25 protein-coding genes are annotated in these 25,504 nt (G+C 68.8%); 14 read left to right on the top strand and 11 right to left on the bottom strand.

Going from position 1 to position 25,504, the window contains the following annotated elements; translation table 11 throughout:
- Position 1: 1 nt before the first annotated feature.
- From C0012_RS11645 to C0012_RS11625, 5 genes are all read right to left on the bottom strand, one after another.
- Positions 2-1,015 carry an SMP-30/gluconolactonase/LRE family protein gene (locus C0012_RS11645; RefSeq protein ID WP_110588007.1) on the bottom strand — a complete coding sequence of 338 codons (1,014 nt, stop codon included), beginning with the start codon at positions 1,013-1,015 and terminating at the stop codon, positions 2-4.
- Entirely contained in the window at positions 1,012-2,820 is a 1,809-nt protein-coding gene (locus C0012_RS11640; protein ID WP_110588008.1) for a flavin-containing monooxygenase, read from the bottom strand. The genes C0012_RS11645 and C0012_RS11640 overlap by 4 nt, the downstream gene beginning before the upstream one ends.
- Positions 2,821-2,942: 122 nt before the next feature.
- Positions 2,943-3,602, bottom strand: coding sequence for a response regulator transcription factor (locus C0012_RS11635; protein WP_110588009.1), 660 nt, complete (start codon positions 3,600-3,602; stop codon positions 2,943-2,945).
- Positions 3,599-4,759, bottom strand: coding sequence for a sensor histidine kinase (locus C0012_RS11630; protein WP_110588010.1), 1,161 nt, complete (start codon positions 4,757-4,759; stop codon positions 3,599-3,601). The genes C0012_RS11635 and C0012_RS11630 overlap by 4 nt, the downstream gene beginning before the upstream one ends.
- Positions 4,760-4,893: 134 nt before the next feature.
- Positions 4,894-5,430, bottom strand: a complete 537-nt coding sequence (locus tag C0012_RS11625) for an NUDIX domain-containing protein (protein WP_110588011.1) — start codon at positions 5,428-5,430, stop codon at positions 4,894-4,896.
- Between the two features lie 103 nt (positions 5,431-5,533).
- Between C0012_RS11625 and C0012_RS11620 the strand changes: the two genes are divergently transcribed.
- The 3 genes from C0012_RS11620 (at position 5,534) to C0012_RS11610 (ending at position 8,977) form a co-directional block, all read left to right on the top strand.
- Complete coding sequence (locus tag C0012_RS11620) at positions 5,534-6,310, top strand: TSUP family transporter (RefSeq protein ID WP_110588012.1); 777 nt, start codon at positions 5,534-5,536, stop codon at positions 6,308-6,310.
- A gap of 32 nt (positions 6,311-6,342) precedes the next feature.
- Positions 6,343-7,419 carry an L-cysteine desulfhydrase Cds1 gene (gene cds1, locus C0012_RS11615; protein ID WP_110588013.1) on the top strand — a complete coding sequence of 359 codons (1,077 nt, stop codon included), beginning with the start codon at positions 6,343-6,345 and terminating at the stop codon, positions 7,417-7,419.
- 70 nt (positions 7,420-7,489) lie between these two features.
- Positions 7,490-8,977 carry a threonine/serine exporter family protein gene (locus C0012_RS11610; RefSeq protein WP_232527904.1) on the top strand — a complete coding sequence of 496 codons (1,488 nt, stop codon included), beginning with the start codon at positions 7,490-7,492 and terminating at the stop codon, positions 8,975-8,977.
- 4 nt (positions 8,978-8,981) lie between these two features.
- On the opposite strand, the gene C0012_RS11605 is transcribed toward C0012_RS11610, so the two are convergent.
- Positions 8,982-10,055 carry a cupin domain-containing protein gene (locus C0012_RS11605; protein ID WP_110588015.1) on the bottom strand — a complete coding sequence of 358 codons (1,074 nt, stop codon included), beginning with the start codon at positions 10,053-10,055 and terminating at the stop codon, positions 8,982-8,984.
- Entirely contained in the window at positions 10,052-11,002 is a 951-nt protein-coding gene (locus C0012_RS11600) for an alpha/beta hydrolase (protein ID WP_110588164.1), read from the bottom strand. Before C0012_RS11600 ends, C0012_RS11605 begins: the two co-directional genes overlap by 4 nt.
- 151 nt (positions 11,003-11,153) lie before the next feature.
- Here C0012_RS11600 and C0012_RS11595 point away from each other — a divergent pair, with 151 nt between their 5' ends.
- The gene (locus C0012_RS11595) at positions 11,154-12,071 is read left to right on the top strand and encodes a LysR family transcriptional regulator (protein ID WP_162621758.1); all 918 of its coding nucleotides are present in this window, start codon (positions 11,154-11,156) and stop codon (positions 12,069-12,071) included.
- Between the two features lie 72 nt (positions 12,072-12,143).
- The gene (locus tag C0012_RS11590; protein ID WP_110588017.1) at positions 12,144-12,377 is read left to right on the top strand and encodes a hypothetical protein; all 234 of its coding nucleotides are present in this window, start codon (positions 12,144-12,146) and stop codon (positions 12,375-12,377) included.
- Positions 12,378-12,462: 85 nt separating this feature from the next.
- Here C0012_RS11590 and C0012_RS11585 read toward each other — a convergent pair whose 3' ends face one another.
- From C0012_RS11585 to C0012_RS11570, 4 genes are all read right to left on the bottom strand, one after another.
- On the bottom strand, positions 12,463-13,716 hold the full coding sequence (locus C0012_RS11585) for an ATP-binding protein (RefSeq protein WP_110588018.1): 1,254 nt from the start codon (positions 13,714-13,716) through the stop codon (positions 12,463-12,465).
- 198 nt (positions 13,717-13,914) lie between these two features.
- Positions 13,915-14,865, bottom strand: a complete 951-nt coding sequence (locus tag C0012_RS11580) for an ArsA family ATPase (RefSeq protein WP_110588019.1) — start codon at positions 14,863-14,865, stop codon at positions 13,915-13,917.
- Between the two features lie 28 nt (positions 14,866-14,893).
- Positions 14,894-15,154 (bottom strand): cory-CC-star protein, encoded by a 261-nt coding sequence (locus C0012_RS11575; RefSeq protein ID WP_408631138.1) that lies wholly within the window; start codon positions 15,152-15,154, stop codon positions 14,894-14,896.
- A gap of 5 nt (positions 15,155-15,159) precedes the next feature.
- The gene (locus C0012_RS11570; RefSeq protein ID WP_110588020.1) at positions 15,160-16,893 is read right to left on the bottom strand and encodes a carbon starvation CstA family protein; all 1,734 of its coding nucleotides are present in this window, start codon (positions 16,891-16,893) and stop codon (positions 15,160-15,162) included.
- Positions 16,894-17,038: 145 nt separating this feature from the next.
- Here C0012_RS11570 and C0012_RS11565 point away from each other — a divergent pair, with 145 nt between their 5' ends.
- The 9 genes from C0012_RS11565 to C0012_RS11525 all read left to right on the top strand — a co-directional run bounded on the left by C0012_RS11565 (position 17,039) and on the right by C0012_RS11525 (position 25,499).
- Positions 17,039-18,814 carry a bifunctional sugar phosphate isomerase/epimerase/4-hydroxyphenylpyruvate dioxygenase family protein gene (locus C0012_RS11565; protein WP_110588021.1) on the top strand — a complete coding sequence of 592 codons (1,776 nt, stop codon included), beginning with the start codon at positions 17,039-17,041 and terminating at the stop codon, positions 18,812-18,814.
- Positions 18,815-18,824: 10 nt separating this feature from the next.
- Entirely contained in the window at positions 18,825-19,265 is a 441-nt protein-coding gene (aroQ, locus tag C0012_RS11560) for a type II 3-dehydroquinate dehydratase (protein WP_110588022.1), read from the top strand.
- A gap of 121 nt (positions 19,266-19,386) precedes the next feature.
- Entirely contained in the window at positions 19,387-19,926 is a 540-nt protein-coding gene (locus C0012_RS11555) for a TRAP transporter small permease (protein WP_162621759.1), read from the top strand.
- The gene (locus C0012_RS11550) at positions 19,923-21,197 is read left to right on the top strand and encodes a TRAP transporter large permease (protein ID WP_110588024.1); all 1,275 of its coding nucleotides are present in this window, start codon (positions 19,923-19,925) and stop codon (positions 21,195-21,197) included. Before C0012_RS11555 ends, C0012_RS11550 begins: the two co-directional genes overlap by 4 nt.
- Positions 21,194-22,090: a shikimate dehydrogenase gene (locus C0012_RS11545; protein WP_232527903.1), complete on the top strand. Its 897-nt coding sequence runs from the start codon at positions 21,194-21,196 to the stop codon at positions 22,088-22,090. Before C0012_RS11550 ends, C0012_RS11545 begins: the two co-directional genes overlap by 4 nt.
- 28 nt (positions 22,091-22,118) lie before the next feature.
- Positions 22,119-23,138: a DctP family TRAP transporter solute-binding subunit gene (locus tag C0012_RS11540; protein WP_110588025.1), complete on the top strand. Its 1,020-nt coding sequence runs from the start codon at positions 22,119-22,121 to the stop codon at positions 23,136-23,138.
- A gap of 4 nt (positions 23,139-23,142) precedes the next feature.
- On the top strand, positions 23,143-24,132 hold the full coding sequence (locus C0012_RS11535) for a phosphotriesterase family protein (protein WP_110588026.1): 990 nt from the start codon (positions 23,143-23,145) through the stop codon (positions 24,130-24,132).
- 5 nt (positions 24,133-24,137) lie between these two features.
- Entirely contained in the window at positions 24,138-24,779 is a 642-nt protein-coding gene (locus C0012_RS11530; RefSeq protein WP_198411128.1) for a TetR/AcrR family transcriptional regulator, read from the top strand.
- 54 nt (positions 24,780-24,833) lie between these two features.
- The gene (locus tag C0012_RS11525; RefSeq protein ID WP_110588028.1) at positions 24,834-25,499 is read left to right on the top strand and encodes a DUF2306 domain-containing protein; all 666 of its coding nucleotides are present in this window, start codon (positions 24,834-24,836) and stop codon (positions 25,497-25,499) included.
- Positions 25,500-25,504: the final 5 nt, after the last annotated feature.

Here is a 25,504-nt window from a genome sequence, read left to right as displayed (position 1 = left end):
GTCAGCCGCCGTTGGACTGGCGCGTGCCCTCCGCGAGGGCGGCGAACGTGTAGATGTAGCCGCCGTCGGGGCCGCTGACTGTGATGTATCCGTCGGTCGTCCCGGGTTCGATCGCGATGTTGGTCGCGGAGTCGATGTCGTGCGCGTCGTCCGGGACGTCGATCGTCGCGAGGTGCTCGCCGTCGTGCGAGTACACCTCGATCGCCGCGCGGTGGTGGAATGCCTGATAGACGTTCCCGGCGGCGTCGACGGCAGTGGAGTCGACGCGAGCCCGGCCGCCGTCGATGTGGATGGCGGCGTGGGTCTCTGCGACGGATTCGCCTGTCTCGTCGAGCGCGAGATAGTCGATGCGGTTCGCGTTGTACTGCGCGATCCACAAGCCGTCCATGTTCTCGTCGAAAGTGATGCCGTTGGGTGACGGCAGCTCGTCGGCGAGCACACTTGCGGATCCGTCCGCGGCGACGCGCACGACCCGCCCCTGGTCACCGGACGTCCCGCCCATGCCCGTCGTGTCGCTGACGTACATCGCGTCATCGCTGCCGAACGCGAGGTCATCGGGCTGCATACGCGAGCCGTGCACCTTCCCGGAGAACACCACCTGCGGATCCGTGCCGTCCGCCGCGATCGACTGGATCGTTCCCCCGCGGATGTCCGTCAGATACAGTCGGCCGTCCGGCCCGAACTGTGCGGAGGTGAAGGCGCTCTCGTCGTCGGTGTACACGGGCTCCGCCGTCCCGTCGGAGACGTCGATCCGCAGCACCTTCGGCTCTCCCGGCGGTGCCATGACGTCGACCACGAACAGCTCGCCGTCGTCGCTGAACGTCGGCCCCTCGAGGAGCGTGCCGCCGGTGAGCTCGTGCGGGGTCGTGATCTGGCCGAGCTCCTCGGCCTCCTGCGCGACGGCGCTCGCATCGGCCCGGTCGCCAGCTGGATCGGGCGCGGTGGCCGGTGCGCACGCCGCGAGCGCGAGGGATCCGGTCGTGAGCAGTGCGCCGACGAGGACGGCGCGCCTCATGCCGTCGCCTCCGCATACGTGTGCTGCGAGCGGGCCGTGGCCTGCTCGGTGGACACGAGCACGTCACTCATGTCACCATCGCGCCACTCGCGCAGCAGCCGATGGAACACGACGGGGCCAGGCGAGTAGGTCATCCCCGTGATCGCCGCCGTCCCCTCGCCGTTGTAGTAGCCGGGCGTGCACTCGGCCTGGAATGCCGACGTGTCGTGCGCGGTCGCGTAGACCTCGCGCACCCATGCATCCTCCGAGTCGACGGACGGCTCGACCCACGCGGCATTCTCGCGCTCGGCCCGGGCGATGACCGCCGCGATATGGGTCGCCTGCTCCTGCAGGATGTGGACGAAGTTCACCGAGTTGGCGTTCTGCATGGCGCCCAGCTGCAGGAGATTGGGGAATCCGTGCGTGTAGAAGCCGTGCAGCGTGCGCGGCCCGCGACCCCACGCCTCGAGGAGCTGTCGACCGCCGCGGCCCGCGACGGGGAGGGTGCCCGAGACGACCCCCGAAACGCCGGCCTCGAACCCGGTGGCGAAGATGACGCAGTCGAGCTCGTGCTCGTCCTCGCCCACGACGACCGCGTTCTCGGTCATCGCGCTGATGCCGTGCGTGTCCGCCGTGTCGACGAGTCGCACGTTCGGTTGATTGAAGGACTGCAGGTAGCGGTCGCTGAAGCCGGGGCGCTTGCACATGTAGCGGTACCAGGGCTTCAGCACCGCGGCGGTCGCGGGATCGTCGACGATCTCGTCGACGCGGGTGCGGATCCGATTCATTGTGATCGCGTCGTCGACCTCAGTGTCGGTCGTCTCCCCGAACGATCCCGACAGGATCTCCCGCTGCAGGCTCGGCGTCCTGGTCCAACCGTCGGTCACGAGGCTCTCCTCGACCGGCTCACCCGCGAGTACGGCGAGGAAGTTCTCCATGCGCTCCCGCTGCCAGCCCGGCTCCAGCGAGGCGGCCCACTCCGGATCGGTCGGTCGGTTGTCGCGGACGTCGACGGTCGACGGTGTGCGCTGGAAGACGACGAGCTCCTTTGCGTGCTCGGCGAGCTGCGGCACGACCTGCAGGCCGGTCGCACCCGTTCCGACGACGCCCACGCGCTTGTCGCGGAGCATTTCGAGACCGCCGTTCTGGTCGCCGCCCGTGTAGCCGTAGTCCCAGCGGCTCGTGTGGAACGTATGGCCACGGAAGGTCTCGATCCCCGGGATGCCGGGCAGCTTCGGCTGCGTCAGGGTGCCCGAGGAGGTGATGACGTATCGTGCGCGGAACTGGTCGCCGCGGTCGGTCGCCACGATCCATTCGGCGGCGTCCTCATCCCACGTGAGCGAGGTCGCGCGGGTCTGGAACAGGGTGTCGCGGTAGAGATCGTAGTGTTCGGCGATGCGCACGGCGTGCTGTCGGATCTCCTCGCCCGTCGCGTAGCGCTCGGTCGGTACGTACCCGGTCTCCTCGAGCAGGGGCATGTACACGTACGACTCGATGTCGCATCGCACACCGGGGTACCGATTCCAGTACCAGGTGCCGCCGACATCGCCGGCCTCGTCCATGAGTCGGATCCCGTCGATGCCGGCGTCACGGAGGAAGGCACCCGTCTGCAGACCCCCGAAGCCGGCCCCGATGATGAGCACCTCGACGCGATCGTCGACCGGCGCCCGCTCGGTGCGCGCGGTGTACGGATCCTTCGCGTAGTACCCGAAATCACCCGCGACGCGCGCGTACTGGCGAGCGCCGTCGGGCCGGATCCGGCGGTCGCGCTCGCGGCGGTAGACGTCGCGGATGACGTCGAGGTCGATGTCGTTCTCGTCGCTCATGGAGCTCCCTTCGGTGACTGTCCGAGCAGTCAACCGGCCGCGAACCTCGGGGGCGTCGTCCGGAGGGAGCGAGGCGTCTACTGCATCTGCAGTAGTCCACGGGCCGAGAGCCGCGGCGCGTGCTACGCGTCGGGCTCGCCCGCGGCGTGCCAGAAGGCGACGAGCTGGGCACGGTCGCGCGCGTCGAGCTTGGCCATGGCGCGATTGATGTGCGTCTTGACCGTGAAGGGGGAGAGGAACAGGGCGCGCGCGATCTGCTCGTTCGAGGAGCCCGTCGCCGCGAGCGCCGTGAGCTCGCGCTCGCGCGCCGTGAGCTCGCGGAACAGGCGTGCGAGATCCTCGTCGACCTGCTTCACGGGTGCCGAACCGACATGAGAGATCACGGCCGCGGCGGCCTTCGGGCTGAGCGCGCCGCCACCGCGTTCGACCTCGCGGATCGCGTCCGCCAGCTGATCGGGAGAGGCCCCTTTGCCGAGGAAGCCGTCGGCGCCGTTCCGCAGGGCCTGGAAGACGAGCTCGTCCTGTTCGAACGTCGTGAGCATCACGATGCGCACGGCCGCGTGAGTCTGACGGATGCGCTTCGTCGCCTCGACGCCGTCGATTCCGGGCATCCGGATGTCCATGAGCACGACGTTGGGGACGAGCTCCGTGACGCGTTCGACGGCATCCAGGCCGTCGCGCGCCGTGCCGATCACGTCGATGTCGTCGAACGAGCTCAGGACGGACGAGAGTCCGACGCGAATCATCTCTTGGTCGTCGGCGATCAGCACCGTCGTCGTCATGTCGATTCTCCTGTCGTGCGAATGCGGGCGACGACCTCGAAGCGGTCGCCGTCGTCGGTGATGTTCAAGGTGCCGCCCGTGGACTCGACGCGCTCGCGCATGCCGACGAGGCCGAACCCGGATCCCGACTCCTGCGAATGGCGTGCGACGCCGTTCGAGACGCGAAGTTCGATCGTGCCGTCGGCGAGGCCCAACGTGATCTGCGCGGATCCATCGCCGTGTTTCTGGGCGTTCGTCAAGGATTCCTGCGCGACGCGATAGATCGCGGTATCGACCAGTGCGTCCACGTGCTCGTCGACCGGGGCAAGGCGCGCATCGATCGACATGCCGACTTTTCTGAACGAGCCGATCAGCTCGGGCAGCGCCGCGATCCCGCCCGTCGGACGGCCCGCGTCCTCGCCGTCGGAGAATCGCAGCACCTCGAGGATGCGCTGCATCTCATGCAGGATCGCCTGAATGCCGCCGCGCGCCTCGTGGAGGGCATCCGTCGCCCTCTCCGGATCCTTCGCCACGTTCACCTCGGCGAGGGAAAGCTGCACGCTGACGATCGCCACCTTGTGGCCGACGACGTCATGCAGATCGCGGGCGATACGGAGGCGCTCCTCGACGATGCGGCGCTCGGCTTCTCGGTCGCGTTCCGCGATGGCCTCGAGCGCCCGATCCTCCATCGCACGCAGATAACTGATCTGCCGCTTCGTAGCTGCGGCTGTGGCCGTGGCAGCGACGACGAGGATGGCGGACACCGAGGTCGGGATCAGCTCGAGGCCGGGGAGGGAATTGAGAGCCACGGACGCCGCGTTCGAGACGGCGCCCGTCCACATGACGAGCGTCGCCGACGGTCCGCGCATGGTGAGCAGCGGTGCGGAGACGACCACGAGGCACCAGGCGAGCGTGGGGTCGATGTCGAGCGGATACGTCAGCGGCGGGGCGGCTGCGACGATGAGTGTCGCCGTGCGTGGGACGCGACGTGACAGCAGCGCACCGGCGATCGTCACGACGGCGGGAACGGCCTCCAGCACCTGCTGGTGGAGCAGAATCAGCACGAAAGCCCCGACGGCGGCGGGGACGACCGCGACGAGCAGGGTGATCGCGTCGAGACGCCGCGGGTTGCGATACCACCACGGGAACCGTGGGGCGTCGGCGGGTCGGCTGGGCACACTCCATCATCGCCCTCGCCAGTGCCCGGTGGGTACCGCAGGTGGAGTAGATCTCGATCGCGCCTGCCCGCTTCGATTCCTTCAGATCGCCCGAGGATCGCGTCTTTGGAGCGATCCGAGGCACTCTACGGGTTCTATCCCCGCACGTGCACGGAGGCCATCGCGAGGGCGGCGATCGACTCGCCGTCGGTGATCTCGCCCGTCGTCGACATCCGCAGCGCGTCGTCCAGCGGAACCCAGCGTGATGCCGTGATGCCCTCCTCGGCGCGGTGGGCGGTCGCGTCCTCCGCCTCGCGCAGATCGCGGGCGATGAACACGACCTCGGGCGCGACGCAGATCCCGTTGAGGGCGTTCATGCGGCCGGCCTCTATCCACTCGCCCGCCTCGAGACCGGCTTCCTCAAGCAGCTCGCGCCTCGCCGCGACCTCGGCGGGCTCGCCGTCGGATCCGCCCGCGACGACCTCCCACGACGAGCCGACCGTGTAGCGGTCGACCTCGACAAGGAGCACACGATCGTCGGCATCGAGAGCGACGACGAACACGGCGGCGTTGCGCAGCTCAACGACGCCGTAGATGCCGTCGGATCCGTCGGGCCGTCTGACCTCGTCCTCACGGACGCGGATCCACGGGTTCTCGTACGCGGTTCGGGAGCTCTTCGTCGACCAGGTCACGGATCCATTCTCGCGGGACCCGACGCTCGGAGCGTCAGCCCCCGAGGATCCGCGCAGCGATGATGCCGAGAAGCTCGCCCCGAGCGAGCCGTAGACTCGCCGAGTGCCCGAGATCGACGTCCTGACATTCGCCCTGCTGATCGTCGCGGGGCTCATCGCCGGGTGGGTCGATGCGGTCGTCGGCGGCGGCGGCCTCGTGCAGCTGCCGGCCATGATGCTCGTGCCGGGCATCGCGCCGCTCCAGGCTCTCGCGACGAACAAGGTCGCGAGCATCATGGGCACCTCGGTGGCGGCCGTGACCTTCGCGCGCCGAGTGAAACCGGATCCGCGCACCGCCGTTCCGCTCGCGGTCATGGCGCTCCTCGGGGCGATCGTCGGGGCGATGGTCGCGACCTTCATTCCCGAACAGGCATTCACTCCGATCATCCTCGTTGTACTCATCGCCGTCGGGGCATTTACGGTGCTCAAGCCCAAGATGGGTGTGCACGCCCATCAGCGCTGGCACGGATGGCGGCATGTTGTCGCGGCCTCCTTCATCGGTCTCGCGGTCGGAACCTACGACGGCGCGCTCGGCCCGGGAACGGGATCCTTCTTCGTGATCCTCCTCGTCAGCGTGCTCGGATACGCGTTCATGCCCGCCTCGGCGCTCGGGAAGATCGCCAACTTCTGCACCAATCTCGGTGCCCTGATCTTCTTCGTCCCTGCGGGGCACGTGCTCTGGGGGCTCGGCCTCGCGGTCGGAGCAGCGAATCTCGTCGGCGGATACATCGGCGCGCGCATGGCAGTGTCGAAGGGGAATCGTTTCGTGCGGATCGTCTTCATCGTGGTCGTCGGTGTGCTGATCCTGAAACTCGCCTACGACCTTGTGATGGGGGCCTGAATCCGGGTCCGAGCGGAACTACGCTCGGACACATGACTGAACGACGTGACTGGGTGAGCGATGCCGTGCGGCTGCTCGAGGCCGACGCCAACCGGAGCGCCGACACCCATCTGCACGTCTTTCCCCTCCCTCCCGAGTGGGGCATCGATCTCTACCTGAAGGACGAGTCGGTGCACCCGACCGGATCCCTCAAGCACCGCCTCGCCCGCTCGCTCATCCTGTACGGACTCGTCAACGGGCGCATCGGGCCCGATACGGTTCTCGTCGAGGCGTCGAGCGGATCCACGGCTGTCAGCGAGGCGTACTTCGCGCGCATGCTGGGGCTCGAGTTCGTGACGGTGGTCCCGCGCTCGACGAGTCCAGAGAAGATCGAGCTGATCGAGTTCTACGGCGGCCGATGCCACTACGTCGACGATCCGCCCGAGATCTACCCCGAGGCCGAGCGGCTGGCCGCCGACTGCAACGGCCACTACCTCGACCAGTTCACCTACGCGGAACGCGCCACCGACTGGCGCAGCAACAACAACATCGCCGAGAGTGTGTTCGAACAGCTCTCGGAGGAGCGGTATCCGATTCCGCGATGGATCGTCGTGAGCGCGGGAACGGGCGGGACGAGCGCGACCTTCGGAAGGTATGTGCGGTACCGCCGGCACGCGACCGAGGTGTGCGTCGTCGATCCGGAGAACTCCGCGTTCTACGGCGGCTGGAAGACCGGCGCCTCGGACTACGCGACGGGGCTGCCGAGCCGGATCGAGGGCATCGGACGGCCCCGCATGGAGCCGTCGTTCATCCCCGATGTCGTCGACGACATGATTCGTATTCCCGACGCGGAATCCATTGCGGCGATCCGACTCCTGCGCGACCGTACGCTGCACTGGGCGGGCGGATCCACGGGGACGAATCTCGCCGGATCCTTCCGCGTCATCGCGCGGATGCTCGCAGCGGGCGAGACCGGCTCGGTCGTCACCCTCATCTGCGACGGCGGCGCCCGGTATGCGCACACGTACTACGACGATGCGTGGGTCGCGGAGCAGGGGCTGGACCCGGCTCCGCACCGCGCTCGCATGGAGGAGTTCCTCGAGACGGGAGTGTGGCGCGACGATGCCTGAGGACAAGCGTCACAGGAGGGTCATCGATGGCGTGAAGCGTGCGGTCTGGAGCGATCCGGCGAAGCGGCGCATGACCGAGCAGATCCCGATCGTCGACGACCGTACGGCGCAGAGCATCATCGACCTCGCCATGCGCGTCGCCGAGGTGATGCTGTCGATCGGTGCGAGCGCCAAGGAGGTCACGCTCGCGGCGCTGCGCATCACGGCCGCCTATGGCCTGCGCAGCGTCCACGTGAACGTGACCTTCAACTCGGTGATCCTCTCGGATCACCGAAACGGCGCGGGGGATCCGATCACCCTCATGCAGGTTGTGCGTTCGGCCGCGCCCGATCACGCAAAGCTGCAGCGCCTGCAGGCGCTCGTGAACGACATCGAGAGCGGGTTGCCGCTCGGCGACGCGATCACCCAGTTCCACAAGGTGCGTCGCACGCCGTTCATGTACCGCTCCGGCGTCGTCATCGTCGTGCAGGCACTCCTCGGCGTGGCGATCGCCCTCATGTACGGCGCGGGCCCGTTCACCCTGCTGCTCGCGTTCATCGCCGTGCTCGGGATCGCGCTCGCGCAGCATGGTCTGGCGCGCCTGCGGGTGCCGCTGTTCTTCACACAGGCCGTCGGCGGGATCGTACTCGTGGCGTTCGCCGTCGGTGTGTTCGCCCTCTCGATGGCCGGCATCGAGCCATTCACCGAGGTGCGTCCGTCGGTGCTCGTCTCGTCGGGCATCGTCATGATGCTCGCGGGGCTGGCCGTCGTCGGCGCCGCGCAGGATGCGATCGACGGGTTCTCGCTCACCGCGGGGGGCCGGATCCTCGACATCACGGTGATGACGATGGGCCTTGTCGTCGGCATCCTCGTCGGCCTCGAGGCGGCGCATCAGCTCGGCTTCGGGCTGCGGATGCCGGAGCAGGTACTCGCCTTCGGGCCTCCGCTCGGTCACGTCGCGGGAGCGATGCTCATCTCTGCCGCGGTCGCCGTGCTCAACGGTGCGGGGATCCGCATCATCCTCGTCAGCGCCTTTCTCGGCGCCGCGGCGTGGGCAGGCTGGTACCTGCTCATTTCGATTACGGGGATGCCGTCCGCGGGCGCGGTCTTCGGCGGTGCGCTCCTCGCGAGCTTCATCGGATCCGTCGTCGCCGATCGTCTGTCAGTTCCGTCGATCGCGGTGACGACGGCCGCGATGATCCCTTGGGTGCCGGGTACCAGCGTGTTCCTCGGACTGCTCGGATTCGTGAGCGCGGACGCCGATCAGGCGCAGTTCATGCGCGCCTTCGACTCGCTGTTCACGGCCGGGATGACGGGCATCGCGCTCGCCGCGGGCGCGACGCTCGGCATCATGATCGGCAGCCCGCTCCGGGTGCGGATCGGCGGACGCACGGTGATGATGCGCTCGAAGGCGCGGCCCGTGTCGGCCGCCGGCGGTACGGCGGCGTTCGAGGTCGTCCGCACCGAGCCCGTCGCGGCTCCGGAGTACGACGTCGAACACGAGGCGCCCGCGGCCGAGACTGACGATCCGCACCCGATCACGCGGCCCTACGATCCGAAGAGCGACGGGCTGGCGTAGTCGGTCACAGCCCGGGCGCGAACACCCGCTCGGGCGGCGGGCCGACGACCTCGAGATCGAGGTCGGGGTTGCCCTTGATCCCTTCGAAGATCACCGAGGGGTTCACGAGTCCTTCCGTGTAGACCTTGTCGTCGGTGTGCTGGGAGGTCACGTCGAAGAACGGCTCGAAGATGCCCGTCGTCAAGAACCCGAGCATGCGGGTGTTGTGTCCCGCGATCGCGAAGCTGTGGATCGTGCCGGCCGGGGCATGCAGGAAGTCGCCCTCTGTGAGCAGCACCTCCTCGCCGTTCACCCAGAGCCACACGCGACCCGAGAGGCAGAGGAAGTTCTCGGTGTGCTGGCGGTGGAAGTGGCGGATGATGTACGGCTGCGGGGCCGCGAGGGTGTCGACGGAGAAGTAGCGTCCGTCGGTGTTCCGGGCGCGGCTGACGTAGCTGTTGAGCGCATCGGGCCACGCGCGGTGCTCGCCCTCGAGGCTGCGCAGCACGTACGGTTCACATCCCTCCGGGAGGCGATCGTCGGCGGCGTCGCGTGGATCCGTGTCGGGCAGGGCGAGGCGGGTCGCGTTCGCGGGGAGGATGAGGCTGTCGGATCCCGCCTGGGGCGAGTAGATGTGCGACGACGTGCCGCGACCCGAGGCGAGGAGATCGTCGAGCGTGCCGCCGGGCGCCGAGAACAGGAACAGGCGGCTCGCCTCCGCGCGCATGCGGTACCCGAAGAGGACGCCCTCGGGGACGACGACCGAGTCGCCGCGGCTGAGGATGCGGCTCTCGATCGCGGCGTCCTCGCCCGCGGCGGCGCCGAGCCAGATCTGCACCCGGCCGTCGAGCACGACGAAGGTGCGGTGCGCCGAGGGGATCGCGTGCAGGGGCGACTCTGCCCCGCGACGACCGGTGATGTAGGCGGCGTCGAAGTCGTCGCCCGTGTCGACGGCGCGGGCGATTACGGTCCACAGCTGGCCGGCCGTTTCGAACGCCATGCCGTCGCCGCTCGCGACGTAATAGGGGACGGGCTCGCCGGGCAGCGATCCGCGGACCAGGCGCTTTTGCCCGATCTCCTCCGGTGTGTATGCAGTCATGCGACAGCTCCTCGTGTTGATTCGATCAGGTGTGCACGGAAGAAGGCGTCGATCGTCTCGAAGCCGAACCGCGTCTTGTTCGTGTTCCCGGCGGCATCCATGCGGCGCGCGGTCGCCCAGGTCTCGGCCTCAAGGCGACCGTCGTCCATGACGTCCTTCAAACCGGCCTCCATGCGACCGCCGGGGTTCAGGAAGCCGTGCTTGTACCCGTCGAGGAGGAACAGCTCGGCGTCGGCCCCCGTGGCGAGGAGAGCGCTGTGCAGGATCTCGCTGTGGACGTGCCCGACGGCGACATCGGCCGTGCCGTGGGCGAGCTGCATCGGCGGCAGGGACGGGGCCTGCGCGACGTGGGCCGCGGGATTCGCGCTCGTCGCGAGATCGGATCGCTCGCGCGGCACGCCGCCGAGAAGCCGCGACTCGGGGAACGAAGCCGGGTTGGAGCCCGGTCGGGCCTCGAGGGCGTCGTCGACGCAGCGCACGAGGTCGACAGGCGGGTAGGCGGCCGAGACGGCCTGGACGGCGACGCTCGTCGCGCTCTCAGCGGGATCCTCGCCGTCCCACGCCTCGACGTGACCGGTCGCGCCGGCGAGGGCCGCGAGGTGCGCGCCCGCTGAGGATCCCCAGAGGCCGATTCGGCTCGGGTCCAGGCCCCAGCGCTGCGCGTTCTCGCGCAGGAAGCGGATCGCGGCGCGCAGATCGAGGATCTGGGCCGGGAAGAGGGCGTCGCCTGAGAGACGATACTCGATGCTGGCGAACGCGCATCCGGTCGCTTCGGCACGCGCCGCAAGATCGGGGGCGAGCGTGCGGTCGCCCGTGAACCAGCCTCCGCCGTGCAGCCAGATGACGACGGGAACGGGCTGGGACGAATCGGGCAACACGAGGTCGAGCAGCAGGTCTCCCGACGGGCGGGAGGCGAAGACGACATCGCGGTCGTGGCGCACGGGCATGCCGGTCATTCTGGCCGTTCGGATCCGTGCCGCGCCATGATCTCGCGATGCGAACTTCCGCACGATCATTCGATCTGATCGAACCATGTGGTCCCGACCTCCATCGAGATACGGGCGTGCGGGGACGTTCTGCGTGTGGGAGATTCGAAACGTGGACATCACGCTGCACCAGCTGAGGTGCTTTCTGGCGGTCGCCGACGAGCGGCACTTCGCCCGCGCGGCGCAGACGCTCCGCATGGCGCCGTCGTCGCTGAGTCACCAGATCTCCGGGCTCGAGCGCGAGCTGGGGCGGCGGCTGTTCGAGCGCACTTCGCGCGCGGTGACCCTGACGGACGACGGGCGGGATCTCCTGCCGCTCGCCCGGGGTGCTGTCTCCGCCGTGCGGTCGATCGAGACGTGGGCGGGAGAATCCGAACCGACCCTGCTGAAGGTCGGCTATACGGCCGCGAGTGCTGGATTGCGCCTCATCCTCGGCGCCGCGATCGAACGCCTTCCGCGCGTCACCCCGCGCGTCGTCCCCGTCGGTCTTGCCGGCGGTGTCCGCGCGGTCGTCGACCGTTCCGTCGACTGCGCGCTGTCGTTCGAGCTCGCGCCTCCCGACGCGCATGAGGGTGTCGCTGCCGTTCCGCTGTGGGAGGAGGAACTCGTCGTCGCGATGCCCGAGGGGCACCGTCTCGCCGACCGGGGTCGGGTGCGCACGGATGAGCTGTACGGCGAGACGCTCATCGGGATCGCGGCCCCTGACGACAGCACCGCCCCGGGGCTCCCTCCGTGGTACGAGGCGATCGACCCGGTCCTCTTCGAGCGATGCCGTCTCGAGCGCGTCGCCACGAGCGCCGACGAGACGATGGAGGTCGTCGCGGCGGGAATGGGCGTGAACATCGCGGGAGCGTCGGCGATCTCGTCCTACGGCCGAGGCGGAATCGTCTTCGTCCCCCTCGACTCGACGCACCGCGTCGTCGCGCGACTCGTCGTGCGCGACGAGCCCGCCGCCCCGGCCCTGCGCGATTTCATCGCCCTCGCGAGCGACACCATCGCTCGAGCAGACCTCCCGTTCGGGCGGGGGTGACGGTGGGTCGAGTGCCTCACAATTAGGCTGATTCTCGACCGTTCCCGGCGCCGCGCATCGGAGGAATGACGCATGGAGACCGCTCTCGCAATAGCTCTTGCCTGCTGGATCTCCGTCGCGATGCTCGCCGCGGGTTTCGCGGGCGAACGCGGACGCTCGCGGTGGAACTGGTTCTGGATCTGCCTTCTTCTCGGACCGATCGGTGTCTTCATCCTCATCAGCTGGCCGAGGCGCGAGGATGCGGCGTCGCGGCCCGACCGCGACACTGAGACTCGCCGAGAATCGGACGATTCTCTGAGGAACTGACGAATTCGCCCGATCCGTCAGTTCGTCGGCGAGATCTCAGAGTCTCGGCACGCACCGTCGTCGACCGGGCACCTGCGGGGGAGCGCTACGCCCCGAGGCACGCGAGCGGCACAACGTGGATCCCGTCGGTGCGGGTATAGGCGTATCGGCCTCCCGTGATGAGGATTTTCGCGGCCGGAGGCGCGGTGTGGGTCGGGTCGAGGTTGTCGACCACGCGATTCAAGGTCGCTGCGGCGTCGTCCTCACGTGCGGCGGCGAGTGTGACCTCGACGGCGAGCCACGACCCATCGGGGCGCTCGACAACGGCGTCGAGCTCTCTGCCCGCACTGTCGCGGTAGTGCCGGACTGTGGCACCGAGAGGTGCGGAATAGACGCGGAGATCGCGCACCACCATCGATTCGAATACCTGCCCGAAGTACGCCAGATCCGTGAGGAGACGGTCGGCATCCGCACCGACAGCGGCGATGGCGAGTGACGGGTCGACGAAGTGTCGACGAGGTGCCATTCGCACACGGTCACGTGACCGAAGGTGCGGCCCCCAGCTCGGCTGGTCCTCGACGACGAATACGCGCGTGAGTGCAGACAGGTAGGTCTGGACGGAGGCATCCGTCATGCGCTCGGCACCTGTGGATGCATCCCGTGCGAGCGCGGATACTGCGATCTCGGTCGCTGTGCCGCGGCCGAGTGCGCGCAGTACGCGGAGGATCCCGTCGGGATTCCGCCGGGGCTCGTCCTCGAGACGACGGATGTCGATCCGTGCCGTGTCGTCGAGGTAGGAGCGGATGCGGCCGAGCGCGAGGTGCAGCGGAAGTTCCTGCAACCCGGGCCACCCACCGCGCGCCGCCGCCTCAGCCAGGTCGGGAACAGTGAGCGTCGACTCCCCGTCGACGTGGGCGAGATCACGGAAGAAGTCATTCAGGCGAACCGAACCCGATGAGGCGCCGGTCTCTGAGAGGGACATCGGGCGCATCCGGTATCGAACGATGCGTCCGGCACCCGAGTGACGCGTCTCATCGTCGGCAGGCACGGCCGACCCAGCGAGAATGTAGGTCGCGTCGCGCTCTTGGTCGACGCTCGCTCGAACGTGATTCCACAGTTTCGGAGCGAGCTGCCATTCGTCGATGAATCGCGGCTTCTCCCCGCGCAGCAGTCGGTCGGGATCGAGCTCGGCGAGCTGCTGCGCGGATGGCTCGACATCGAGCTGAACGACGCTGCGAGAGTGATGACGACCCGTCGCCGACTTTCCGCAGGCTCGTGGCCCTTCCAGGAGCACCGCGCCCGGGTACCGGAGCATCTCGGCGAGTTCGCTGTCGAGAACGCGGGGGCGATAGGCGGGCATGTGACGATCGTACGCGCGAGAGAGGAAAAAGTGGAGAAAGTAGAGATGAATTTATGGCGTTCGCAGAGAAGAGAATGTGGATCGGTGTTCGGCCTCTCCCGACGTCGCGCATCGGACGAGTGACAAAAGCAGACCGCCTTCGCCATCGCGCTCGCTGCACCGTACTTCAGCGGGGGATCAGCCAGGTCTCGCCCACCCCTACGCCAGCGCCCCCGCGATCCGCTCCAGCGCCGGCAGTCCGACGAGCTCGTCGATGAGGGGGATCCGCGTGAGGCGGGCTCCGAGGTCAAGGTCCGCCAGGAGGGCCTCCTCGCGCGCGGCGCGCGCCGGCAGCAGCGAGGCGGGGGAGAGGCGGTTCGCGACGACGCCGATGAGCGGGATCCCGAGTGTCGCGAGCTGCGCGGCAACCTCCCGGCTCTCGGCGATCGGCATCGGCTCCGCGACCGTGACGAGGAGGAACCCCGTGCGCGATGAATCCTGCAGGGTGTCGCGCATGAGCGAGAAGCGCGCCTGGCGCCGCAGCAGCATCCGGCGCAGCTCGGCGTCGCGGTCGGACGTGTCCTTCGTGCCGCCGAGCGCGCCGTAGGCGACGCCGAAGCGCTCGGAACGGTCGCGGTTGGCGAGCAGCTTCTCGGTCCAGCCCGTCATGCGATCCGGCATCGCGAGCAGGTGCAGCGTGTGTCCCGAGGGTGCCGTGTCGAACACGACGAGGTCGTAGCGGTCGAGCCCCGTCTCGAGCGTCTCGGCGACGCGTTCGAGCACGGCCGCCTCGTGTGTCCCGGGGGCGTCGCGCGCCGACTCGAGGTGCTCGCGCGCGGCCGCGTGCAGGCGATCGGGCAACAGGCGCGTCATCGTCTCGGCCACCGCCGCGAGGTGGCGGCCGACCGTGCGCGCGGGGTCGATCTCGACGCCGTCGACGAGTCCGGGGCCGTCGCCGCCAGACCACAGCGGCGTGACGTCGTCACCGACGGCCTGCTCCCACAGGTGCCCGAGGTTGTGCGCGGGATCCGTCGAGACGACGAGCACGCGGGATCCGGGCTGGGCGCGCGCGAGCGCGATCGACGACGCGACGGACGTCTTGCCGACGCCGCCCTTGCCACCCACGAACACGGCCTGGTGCGCCGCGACGTCGTTCAGGAGCTCGCTCATGTGATCTCGCCCGCGAACGCGGGCGCCCTCAGCAGCACGAGATGTGATCCAAGGGCGATCGCTCCATCCCCGCGCGCTGGTGCCAGTCGTGGAAATCGTCGTAGACGGCGGGCATCAGCTCGGCCGTGTAGTACGCGGCCGGATCGGGCACGCCGAGCGATTCGGCGAGGACGACGAGCATGAAGTGATCGTCCTCGTCGCGCTGGGCGCGGGCGAACGTCTGGCGGTACGGGCCCGCGTAGAAATCGTTCAGGCCCTTTGCGAAGGCCGCCCAGCGCGACGGGGACACGATCGCTACCTCGCCGTCGGGATCGTGTTCGTCACGTGATCGGTCAGGTCGGCGTCCTCCACCTCTGGATCCTCGCGCGCCGCGCGGCGCATTGCGGAGATGCCCTCGGCGCCGACCCAGATCGTCGCGACGATGATCACGATGTCGAGCACGAGCAGCAGCCAGTTCGTGTCGACTCCGCCGTTCCAGAACGACCCGACCTGGACGATCGCTGCCCAGAACGCCGCGATGAACACGAGCGTGAGCGGGATCATCGCGACGAACGCGTTGCGACGCTTGCGGATCAGCATGATCGACACGATCACGAGCGTGAGCGACGCGAGCAGCTGGTTCGTCGTGCCGAACAGCGGCCAGATCGCGAGCCCGCCGGATCCGTCGACGCCCTGGCTGAACACGAGGCCGACGCAGACGACGAGCACGGCGAGCGTGCCGACGAGGTTGTTCATCTTGAAGCCGATGATCTCGGAGGCCTCCTGGAAGACGAACCGCAAGAGGCGCACTCCGGTGTCCATCGTCGTCGCGGCGAAGAGCACGGCCATCGTCGCGAGCACGGTCGCCGACAGCGACTGCGGCAGGCCGAGGCCCATCTCGATGATGTTGCCGCCGCCCTCGACGAATGCGCCGACGCTGCCCTCCCCGAACGCGCTGTAGATCTCCTCCCAGCGGGCGACCGACTGGATCCCAGCCGTTGTCGCGAGGATGGCTCCGAGCGCCAGCATGCCCTCGCCGACCGCGCCGAAGTATCCGACGAATCGGGCGTCGGTCTCTTTGTCGAGCTGCTTCGACGTCGTGCCGCTCGCCACGGCGCCGTGGAATCCGCTGATCGCGCCGCAGGCGATCGTGACGAACAGCAGCGGCCAGATGTCGGGCGTCCCGTCGGGGAGCGCGGTGTTGATCGCGGGCGCCACGAAGCCATTGCCGAAGACGAGGCCCGCGACGATCGTGCCGACGAAGAGGATCGCCAGGCCGATGAACAGCTGCACGCCGTTGATGTAGTCGCGCGGCTGCAGCAGCAGCCAGACGGGCAGCAGCGAGGCGATGCCCGCGTACAGGAAGAGGGCGAGGATCCAGAACGTCGCGGGGCTCATCCCGAGGATCGGATCCGGCAGGATGACGGGGACGCGGTCGCCGACGAAGATCAGTGCATAGAGCGCGACGACGCCGATGACGGTCACGGCCGTGAGATTCCAGCGCAGCTTGTACACGGCGAGGCCGATGAGGATCGCGACGGGGATCGCTCCCCAGGCCGGGATGACGGCCGAGGGGTTGCCGATGAGCAGGTTCTTGATGACGACCGCGAACGCGGCGATCACCATGAGCAGCAGCAGGCCGATCACGACGAGGAAGACGTACGAGCCTCGTCGCCCGATGTAGCGGGCGGCGAGGGCGCCGATCGAGCGGCCCTTGTTGCGCTCCGACGCCCACAGGGCGCCGAGGTCGTGCATCCCGGCGAAGAAGACGGTGCCGATCGTGACCCAGAGGAACGCGGGCAGCCATCCCCAGATGACAGCGATCGCGGGGCCGACGATCGGGGCGGCGCCCGCGACCGACGTGAAATGGTGCCCCCAGAGCACGAACTTGTTGGTCGGAACGTGGTCGACGCCGTCGTGTTTCTCGTGCGCGGGGGTGCGGAACGCGGGATCCAGTCTCAGCACCCGCTTTCCGAGGTACTTCGAGTAGACGAGATAGCCGGCTGCGAAGATCGCGAGTCCGATGATCAGGAGGATCACGGAATCCATGCGATGACCTTTCTGTCGTCGTTGACAGCGTGCGCGCGGAACGCTGGACGGTCGTGCCGTGACGAGTTCACGGCGCATTCATAAGGTACCGCGCAGACCGCAGGAGCAGCGGATCCTTTTATGTACGATCTGGTACGTTAATTGCATGAACACGTCAGTGGCGACGGTGTGCCTGTCGGGCGGTCTCGTCGAGAAGATCCATGCCTGTGCGGCCGCGGGATTCGATGGTGTCGAGATCATGGACGCCGACCTCGTGGCAGCCCCCGAATCCCCGGAGGAGATCCGCGCCCTCTGCGAGCGGCTCGGGCTGCGCATCGACATGTTCCAGCCGTTCCGCGACGGCGAGGGCGTCGATGAGGAGACCTTCGCCGACAATCTGCGTCGCGCGGCCGCGAAGTTCGACGTCATGGAGAGACTCGGCACCGACCTCATGCTCCTGTGCAGCAATGTCGGGACGGCGACCGTCGGCGATGAAGACGTGATTGTGCGTCAGCTCGGCGCACTCGCCGACCTTGCCGCGGAGCGGGGGATCCGCATCGCGTACGAGGCCCTCGCCTGGGGAACCTTCGTCGACGACTATCGCGATGCGTGGCGACTCGTCGAGAGGGCCGACCGGCCGAACCTCGGCGTCTGCCTCGACAGTTTCCACATCCTCAGCCGCGGGCACGACCCCGCCGACATCGAGCGGATCCCGGGCGAGAAGATCTTCTTCCTGCAGCTCGCCGATGCGCCCGCGCTCGCGATGGATGTGCTCCAGTGGAGCCGGCATCATCGGCTGTTTCCTGGGGAGGGTGACTTCGACCTGACGAGATTCCTCGGTCACGTGCTCCGCGCGGGCTACTCCGGGCCGCTCTCGCTCGAGGTGTTTAACGACACGTTCCGGCAGACCGATGTCGTGCGGACGGCCGCGCACGCGCGTCGGTCGCTCACCTGGCTCGCCGATCGCACGTCCGCGGCCCACGGGTGGGCGGATTCTCGGATCCCCGCCCCGCAGGCGGCGCGTGGCGTCGACTTCGTCGAGATCGCCGCTGCCGACCTCCACGAGGTGGATCAGCTGCTCGGACAGCTCGGGTTCACGTTCCGCGGGCGACACCGCTCCAAGCCCGTCCGGCTGTGGTCGGCGGGCCAGGCGCGCATCGTCCTCGACGAGCAGGTGCGTTCCGAGGTGCCGCGTCTGTCGGGCTTCGGTGTCACCGTCGACGATGCGGATGCGGCGTCGGCCCGCGCCGCGTCGCTCGGAGCCGATCCCGTGTATCGCCGCACCTATCGTGGCGAGGTCGAGCTGCGCGCCGTCGCGTCGCCCGACGGTACCGAGGTGTATTGGAACGACCGCGATCCCGAGGAATCCTGGATCCGCGAGTTCGAGGGCGGCGACGTCGCGGATGGCTTTGCAGCGTGGATCGATCACATCAACGTGTCGTATCCCTGGCAGGAGTTCGACGAGGCAGTCCTGTTCATGTCGAGCGTCGTCGGCCTCGACGCCGAGCCGGCGGCCGAGGTTCCGGGGCCGCGCGGGCTCGTGCGCAGCCAGGTGATGCGCTCGCCGGATGGCGTCGTGCGCCTGCCGATGAACCTCGCGCCGCCCACGGCTCCTGTGCCGCACCGGCACATCGCGGTGCGCGTCGACGATGCGGTCGCCGTCGCGCGTCGCGCCCGCGATCGCGGGCTCGCGTTCCTGCCGATCCCCGCGAACTACTACGACGACGTGCAGGCGAGGTTCGCTCTGGAGCCCGAGCGGATCGCCGAGCTGAAAGATCTCGGCCTGCTCTACGACCGCGATGGCGAGGGCGAGTTCGTGCACTTCTACACCCCCACGATCGGCGGGCTCTTCCTTGAGATCGTCGAACGACGCGGCGGCTACGACGGCTACGGGGCTCCGAATGCCCCGGTACGCTTGTCGGCGCAGCGGCAGGTCACATAGAAGGGCGCGCATGCACAAGCGGATCCTGGTCGTCAACGGCCCGAACCTGAACCTGCTCGGCACGCGCAGGCCCGAGCTGTACGGATCCGACACGCTCGCCGACGTCGAGCGCGTCGCGACGGAAGCGGCCTCCGAACTCGGCTTCGCGACCCGGTGCGTGCAGTCCAATTCCGAGGGCGCGCTCGTCGATGCGATCCACGCCGCGCGCGAAGACTGCGATGCCGTCGTGATCAACGCGGGCGCGTACACGCACACGTCCATCGCGATCCGCGACGCCCTCGAAGGCGTTGCGCTGCCCTACGCCGAGGTGCACGTGACGAACGTGTACGCGCGCGAGCCCTTCCGCCACCACTCGTACCTGAGCGCCAACGCGTCTGTCGTCCTCGCCGGCGCAGGGATCCAGGGGTACGACCTCGCCGTGCGCCGCCTCGCGGCCGTCGTGGCGGGCTGACTCCACCGCGAGAAAGACGCGACTCGGTTCCCGCTCGCGGGACAGTCGACTTCTTGCGCACGCAATGTACTACCCGGTACGTTAGTTATCGCACCCGCTCATGGACCGACAAGGACGTCCCATGGAAGACACCACCCCCGTACGACCGCGCGCCTGGCGCGGCCTCGTGCGCGTGATCACCGGCGTCGAGTTCGCCATCGGCGCGACGTGCCTCGTCGTGATCCTCACCCTGATCTTCTTTCAGGCCGCTCAGCGATATCTGCCGGTCGATCAGGTCGCGTGGACGGGGGAGGTCTCGCGGTTCTGCCTCGTCTGGCTCACCTTCTCCGCCGCCGGCCTTCTCATCACGAATCGCGGCCACATCGCGCTCGAGATCGCTGACACACTGCCGAGTCGCACGCTCGTGCGCGTCGTGCAGGTACTCGCGCTCCTGATCGTCGCCGCCGTCGCGATCTCGCTCGTCATCGAGGCGATCGCGCTCATCGACTCGCAGGGGATCATCAAGTCGCCGGTCCTGCGCATCCCGATGTCGTGGGTCTACATCCCCGTCCTCATCGGCGTCGCGAGCACCGCGATCCGCTCGCTCGTCGCGGCTGCGGACATCGCGATCCACGGCCCGGTGTTCGCCGAGATCGCCGCGGACGAGGAGGCCACCGCATGATGCTCGCACTGCTCGGCATCGCCATCGCGGTGCTTCTCGTCATTCGGGTGCCCGTCGCCTTCGCCTTCCTCGGGCCGTCCATCGTCTACATGTGGCTGAACGGACAGTCCGTGGGCAACGCCCTGCGCGAGGTCGTCAACGCCGCCGACAGCTTCCCGCTGCTCGCCGTGCCGCTCTTCGTCCTCCTGGGCGCGCTCTCCAACCACGCGGGAATCGCCGACCGCCTCTTCCGCTTCGCGCTCGCCGTCCTCGCCCGTGTCCGCGGATCGCTCGGGTACGTGTCGATCGGCACGAGCGTGGGCTTCTCATGGATGTCCGGATCCGCCGTCGCCGATGCCGCCGCGCTCGGCAAGGTGCAGATCCCGCAGATGGTGCGCGAGGGCTATGGGCGCCGCTTCGCGACCGGCGTCTCCGCGTCGTCGGCGCTCATCGCGCCCGTCATGCCGCCGTCGATCCCCGCCGTCATCTACGCCGGTCTCGCGGCCGTCTCAACGGGGGCGCTCTTCGCCGCCTCCGTCATCCCGGCCCTCGCGATGGCCGTCGGCCTCGTGATCGTCGTCGCCGTCCTCGTCGCACGCAATCCGTCGATCCGCCGCGGCACCTTCGATCGGCGGGAGGTGGCCGCCTCGTTGAAGGGCGTGCTTCTTCCGCTCGTCACCCCGGTGATCATCCTGGGCGGCATCCTCGGCGGTTTCTTCACTCCGACAGAGGCCGCGGCCGTGGCCGTCGTCTACATCCTCATCGTCGGGGTCGTGCAGCGTTCGCTGAGCTGGAAGGGCCTCCTGCAGGCTCTCACGGAGACGGTTCTCACGACGGGCGCGATCATGCTCATCGTCGCGTCGGCATCGCTGCTCGGCTACATCCTCGCCCGCGAGCGGCTGCCGCAGCTCATGACCGACGCGATGCTGTCGCTCGGCGACAGCGCGACCGTGTTCCTCATCCTGACCGTCGTGCTGTGCCTTGTGCTTGGCACCATCATCGACGCGACCGCCGTGCTCGTCCTCGTCGTCCCGATCCTCGTGCCGATCGCACAGACCTACGGAGTCGATCCGGTCACGCTCGGCGTCGTCGTCATCATCTCGCTCATGGTCGGGCTGCTCACCCCGCCCGTCGGCACGGTGCTGTTCGTCACGGCCTCGGTGTCGAAGGCGCGCATCGGCGAGGTCTTCCGCGGCACGCTGCCGTTCCTCATTCCGTTCGTCGTCATCATCGCTCTCATGGTCGCCTTCCCGCAGGCGGTCACCTGGCTTCCGGGGGTGCTCGGACTGTGATCGCACACGCCTTGCACCGCCGTCGCTCGATTCTCGCCGGACTGATCGGGCAGGGAGTCGCGCCGTCGCTCACGCCGCCCATGCACGAGCGTGAGGGTGCGCGCCACGGGATGAACTACGTGTACCGGCCCATCGCGATCGAGCCGTCGGATGCGGAGGCGGGGCCGCTCGCGAGGCTGCTGTGGGCGGCGCAGAGGATGGGCTTCGACGGGCTGAACGTCACCCACCCCGCCAAGCAGACGATCCTCCCGCTCCTCGACGAACTCGCGCCGAGCGCCGAGCGCGTCGGCGCCGTCAACACCGTGCGCTTCGACGGCGCGCGCACGATCGGGCACAACACGGATGTCACGGGATTCGGATCGGCGTTCGACGCTTCGTTTGCTGGATCTGCTCATGACCTCGTCGTGCTCGTCGGCGCCGGGGGCGCCGGGGCGGCCGTCGCGACGGCCCTCGCCGCGCGCGATATCGCCGACCTCATCATCTGCGATGCCTCCGAGGATCGTGCCCTCTCGCTCGCCGAGCGCGTGCGACCGGTCGCGCGCGGCGCCGTGCGGGGCGTCGACGCCGAGGCACTCCCCGGACTGCTCCCCGTCGCCTCCGGTGTTGTGAACGCGACGCCGTTCGGCATGGCCGCCCACCCGGGCATGGCGTTCGACCCGGCGCTCCTGGCGGCGGACGCGTGGGTCGGCGACATCGTCTACCGCCCCACGGACACGGAGCTGCTTCTGCGCGCCCGCGCCCGGGGTCACCGCACGATCTCGGGGCTCGGCATGGCGATGGGGCAGGCAGCCGACGCCTTCGAGATCTTCACGGGCGAGCCCGCGGACCGCGAGGCCATGATGAACGACTTGAAAGACCTGGTCGCCGCCGAGGCGGCCGTGCACCCGGTGTGAACGCACCACAAGAGAGGAATGCAGAACCATGAACGCACGAACCAAGCGAGCAGCGTGGGTCGCTCTGGTCGCCGCGCCGGCCCTGGCGCTGGCGGGCTGCAGCGGATCCGATGAGGGCGCCGCGACGGGCGACGGAGGCGAGTTCGAGCTCACCTTCGCCACGAGCTACAACGAAGACCAGCCGCAGCACACGTGCGGCGCCGCAGTCATCAAGGAGCAGATCGAGAGCGCCGATGTGGGGATCTCGGTCGAGATCTTCCCCTCGAGCCAGCTCGGCGGCGACGCCGACCGCATTGCGGCGGTCGCGTCCGGCGACATCGACCTCGACATCCAGGGTGCCTCGGCGCTCGGCGCGGTCTACGAACCGATCTCGGTCCTCGACGCGGCGTACGCCTTCGATGACGCCGACCACCTCGCGACGTTCGCCGCGAGCGACGAGGGGCAGCAGGTGTTCGACGAGTTCGCCGCGGCCTCCGGCGTGAACGTGCTCGGTGTGTGGTCGGTCGGGGCGCGCCACTTCACGGCGAACGCGCCGATCCTCGAGCCCGCCGATCTCGAGGGCATGCGCATGCGCTTCCCGGGATCCCCGCAGTTCCTGCTCAACGCTCAGGCGCTCGGCGCTGAGGCGACCGAGGTGGCGTACGAGGAGCTGTACCTCGCGCTGCAGCAGGGAACCGTCGACGGTCAGGAGAACCCGATCACCAACATCGACTCCTCCAATCTGCAGGAGGTGCAGAGCGACCTGAGCCTGTCGGCCCACGCGCTCAACACCAACCTCGTCATCGTCAGCGAGGTCTGGAACGAGCTCTCCTCGGAGCAGCAGGAGGTCGTCTCGGATGCCGTGACGCAGGCGGTCGACGAGGTCACCGCGTGCGTCGAAGAGCAGGAGGCCGCCACGATCGAGGAGTGGAAGTCGGGCGATGAGTGGAACGTGCACGAGGATGTCGACGTCGCCGCCTTCCAGGATCAGGCGGTGAGCTGGTTCGAGGAGAACCTGACGGGCGACTCGCTCGCCATGTTCGAGGCAATTCGCGCGACGGCCGAGTGATCCGATGAGCGCACGGCCCGTACCGACGTTCACGGGCGACGTCGCGCCCGCCGCCCTCGGCGAGACGCTGCTCCACGAGCACGTATTCGTCGGGGGCGGCGAGATCGACCTCGCCGCCCCGAGCGCGGAGTGGGCCGAGCGCGATCACATCGCCGAGGCCGTCCGGCAGCTCGACGGCCTCCATGACCGCGGCGTGCGCACCGTCGTCGACCTCACGGTTCCCGGGCTCGGTCGAGACGTGCGCCGCGTGCAGCGCGTGGCCGAGGCGACGCGGGTGCGGATCGTTGCCGCGACCGGCTGGTACACGCACGACGTGCTGCCCCCGTACTTTCGGCTGAACGGCCCGGGGCTCCTCGTCGACGGACCGGATCCGCTCGCGGAGCTTTTCGTCGACGACCTCACGCGAGGCATTCAGGGCACCCCGGTGCGGGCCGGCGCGATCAAGGTCGTCTCCGATGCCGCTGGCGTCACAGACGACGTGCGCCGCGTCTTCGCGGCGGCCGCGGTCGCGCACGCCGAGACGGGCGCACCGATCTTCACGCACTCGCACTCTCCGTCGCGCGGAGGGCTTCCGCAGCAGGAGATGCTCCGCGCGCGGGGCGTCTCGCTCGACCGTGTGGTGATCGGCCACGCGGGCGACTCTGACGACGTGTCCTATCTGGTCGAGCTCGCCGCGGAGGGTTCCCTGCTCGGCTTCGATCGCTTCGGGATGGAGCATGCCGCCCCCGACGCGCAGCGCGTGCGGACGCTGCTCGAACTGCTCGAACGCGGCCTCGCGCCGCGGATCGCGCTCTCGCACGACGCCGCCGTCTTCAGCCGGGTGACGCCCCCGTCGTGGCGCCGCGCCCGCGCCCCGCACTGGCACCTGCATCACCTGCACGATCGGATCCTGCCGGAGCTGCGCGCCCGCGGCGTCGGGGAGGACGACATCCGCACGATGCTCGTCGACAATCCGCGCCGTCTCCTCGCGAACGACCGGGAGCCCGTACGATGACGGGGATGCCGAGCCCAGGATCCGTCCCCCGTGCGCGCGACGCGGAGCGCACGCGCCGCGAGCTGCTCGATGTCGCGAGCGAGGTGTTCGCCGACGTCGGGTACTCCGGAGCCCGCGTCGACGAGATCGCCGCGCGCACGCGCACGACGAAGCGGATGATCTACTACTACTTCGGCGGCAAAGAGCAGCTCTACATCGCGGTGCTCGAACGGGCCTACCGGGGGATCCGCGAGGCCGAGGGCCGGATCGACGTCGCCGGTCTGGAACCGCTTGAGGCTCTGCGCGCGATCGCCGAGGCGACATACGACCACCACGTGCACCACAGCGAGTTCATCCGTCTCGTGATGATCGAGAACATCCACCGCGGTGAGTTCTTGAAGCGGATCGACTCGCTGCGCGAGCTCGGGCAGCCGGCCGTCGACACGCTCGAGAGGATCCTCGTGCGCGGGCGGGAGGACGGATCGTTCCGCGACGACATCGCGGCGTTCGACCTTCACATGCTCATCAGCTCGTACTGCGTGTTCCAGGTCGCGAACCAGCACACCTTCGGCCACCTCTTCGACCGCGACATCCTTTCCGATCCGACCGCCTCACGGGCACGGGAAATGCTGGCCGACATCGTGGCGAGCTGGGTGTCCGTGCGCTGAGATTCGGCCATCCGGCCGACGCGGGAGGGGCGGGCGCTGACGCACGATCGGGGCATGTCCTCCTCACCGATTCGTGTCCCCGCTCGCGAGTGGGCGCTCGCCGCCGGGCTGGTCTTGCTTGCGCTCGTCCCGGTCCTTGCCGGCGCGGCGCGCCTCGGCGCCATCGCCGAGGGTGCTTCGACGCCGGAGACTGCGCGCTTCGTCGGCGATCCTTTGCCGATCGTGCTGCACATCGTCTCCGCGCTCGTGTTCTCGCTCGTCGGCGCATTCCAGTTCCTCCCCACCCTGCGGCGTCGGCATACGCGCTGGCACATGTTCGCGGGGCGATACCTGCTCGTGCCGTCGGGTGTCGTCGTCGCGGTGTCCGGCCTGTGGATGAACGCGGCGTACGAGATGCCGCCCGTCGATGGCGTCGGTCTTGCGATCTCGCGAGGGATCGTCGGGATCCTGACCCTCGCCTTCCTCGCGATGGGCGTCGTGAACGTCGCGCGCGGCCGCTTCCGCGAACACGGGGCGTGGATGATCCGCGCCTACGCCCTCGCGATGGGTGCAGGCACGCAGGTTCTCACCTCGATGCCCTTCATCATCGCGTTCGGGCCGCCCGACGAGCTCGCGCGCCTGCTGCAGATGGACGCCGGATGGATCCTCAACGCGCTCGTCGCGGAGATCATCATCCGGCGACGGGTTCGTGCGCGGCGCACCGCGGCGGCCCTCGCGTGAGTAGC

The sequence above is a fragment of the Microbacterium suaedae genome, assembly GCF_003254645.1.
Taxonomy (GTDB): domain Bacteria; phylum Actinomycetota; class Actinomycetes; order Actinomycetales; family Microbacteriaceae; genus Microbacterium; species Microbacterium suaedae.
The sequence above is the reverse complement of the archived record's forward strand: the minus strand, read 5'-3'. Positions and strand labels throughout refer to the sequence as shown.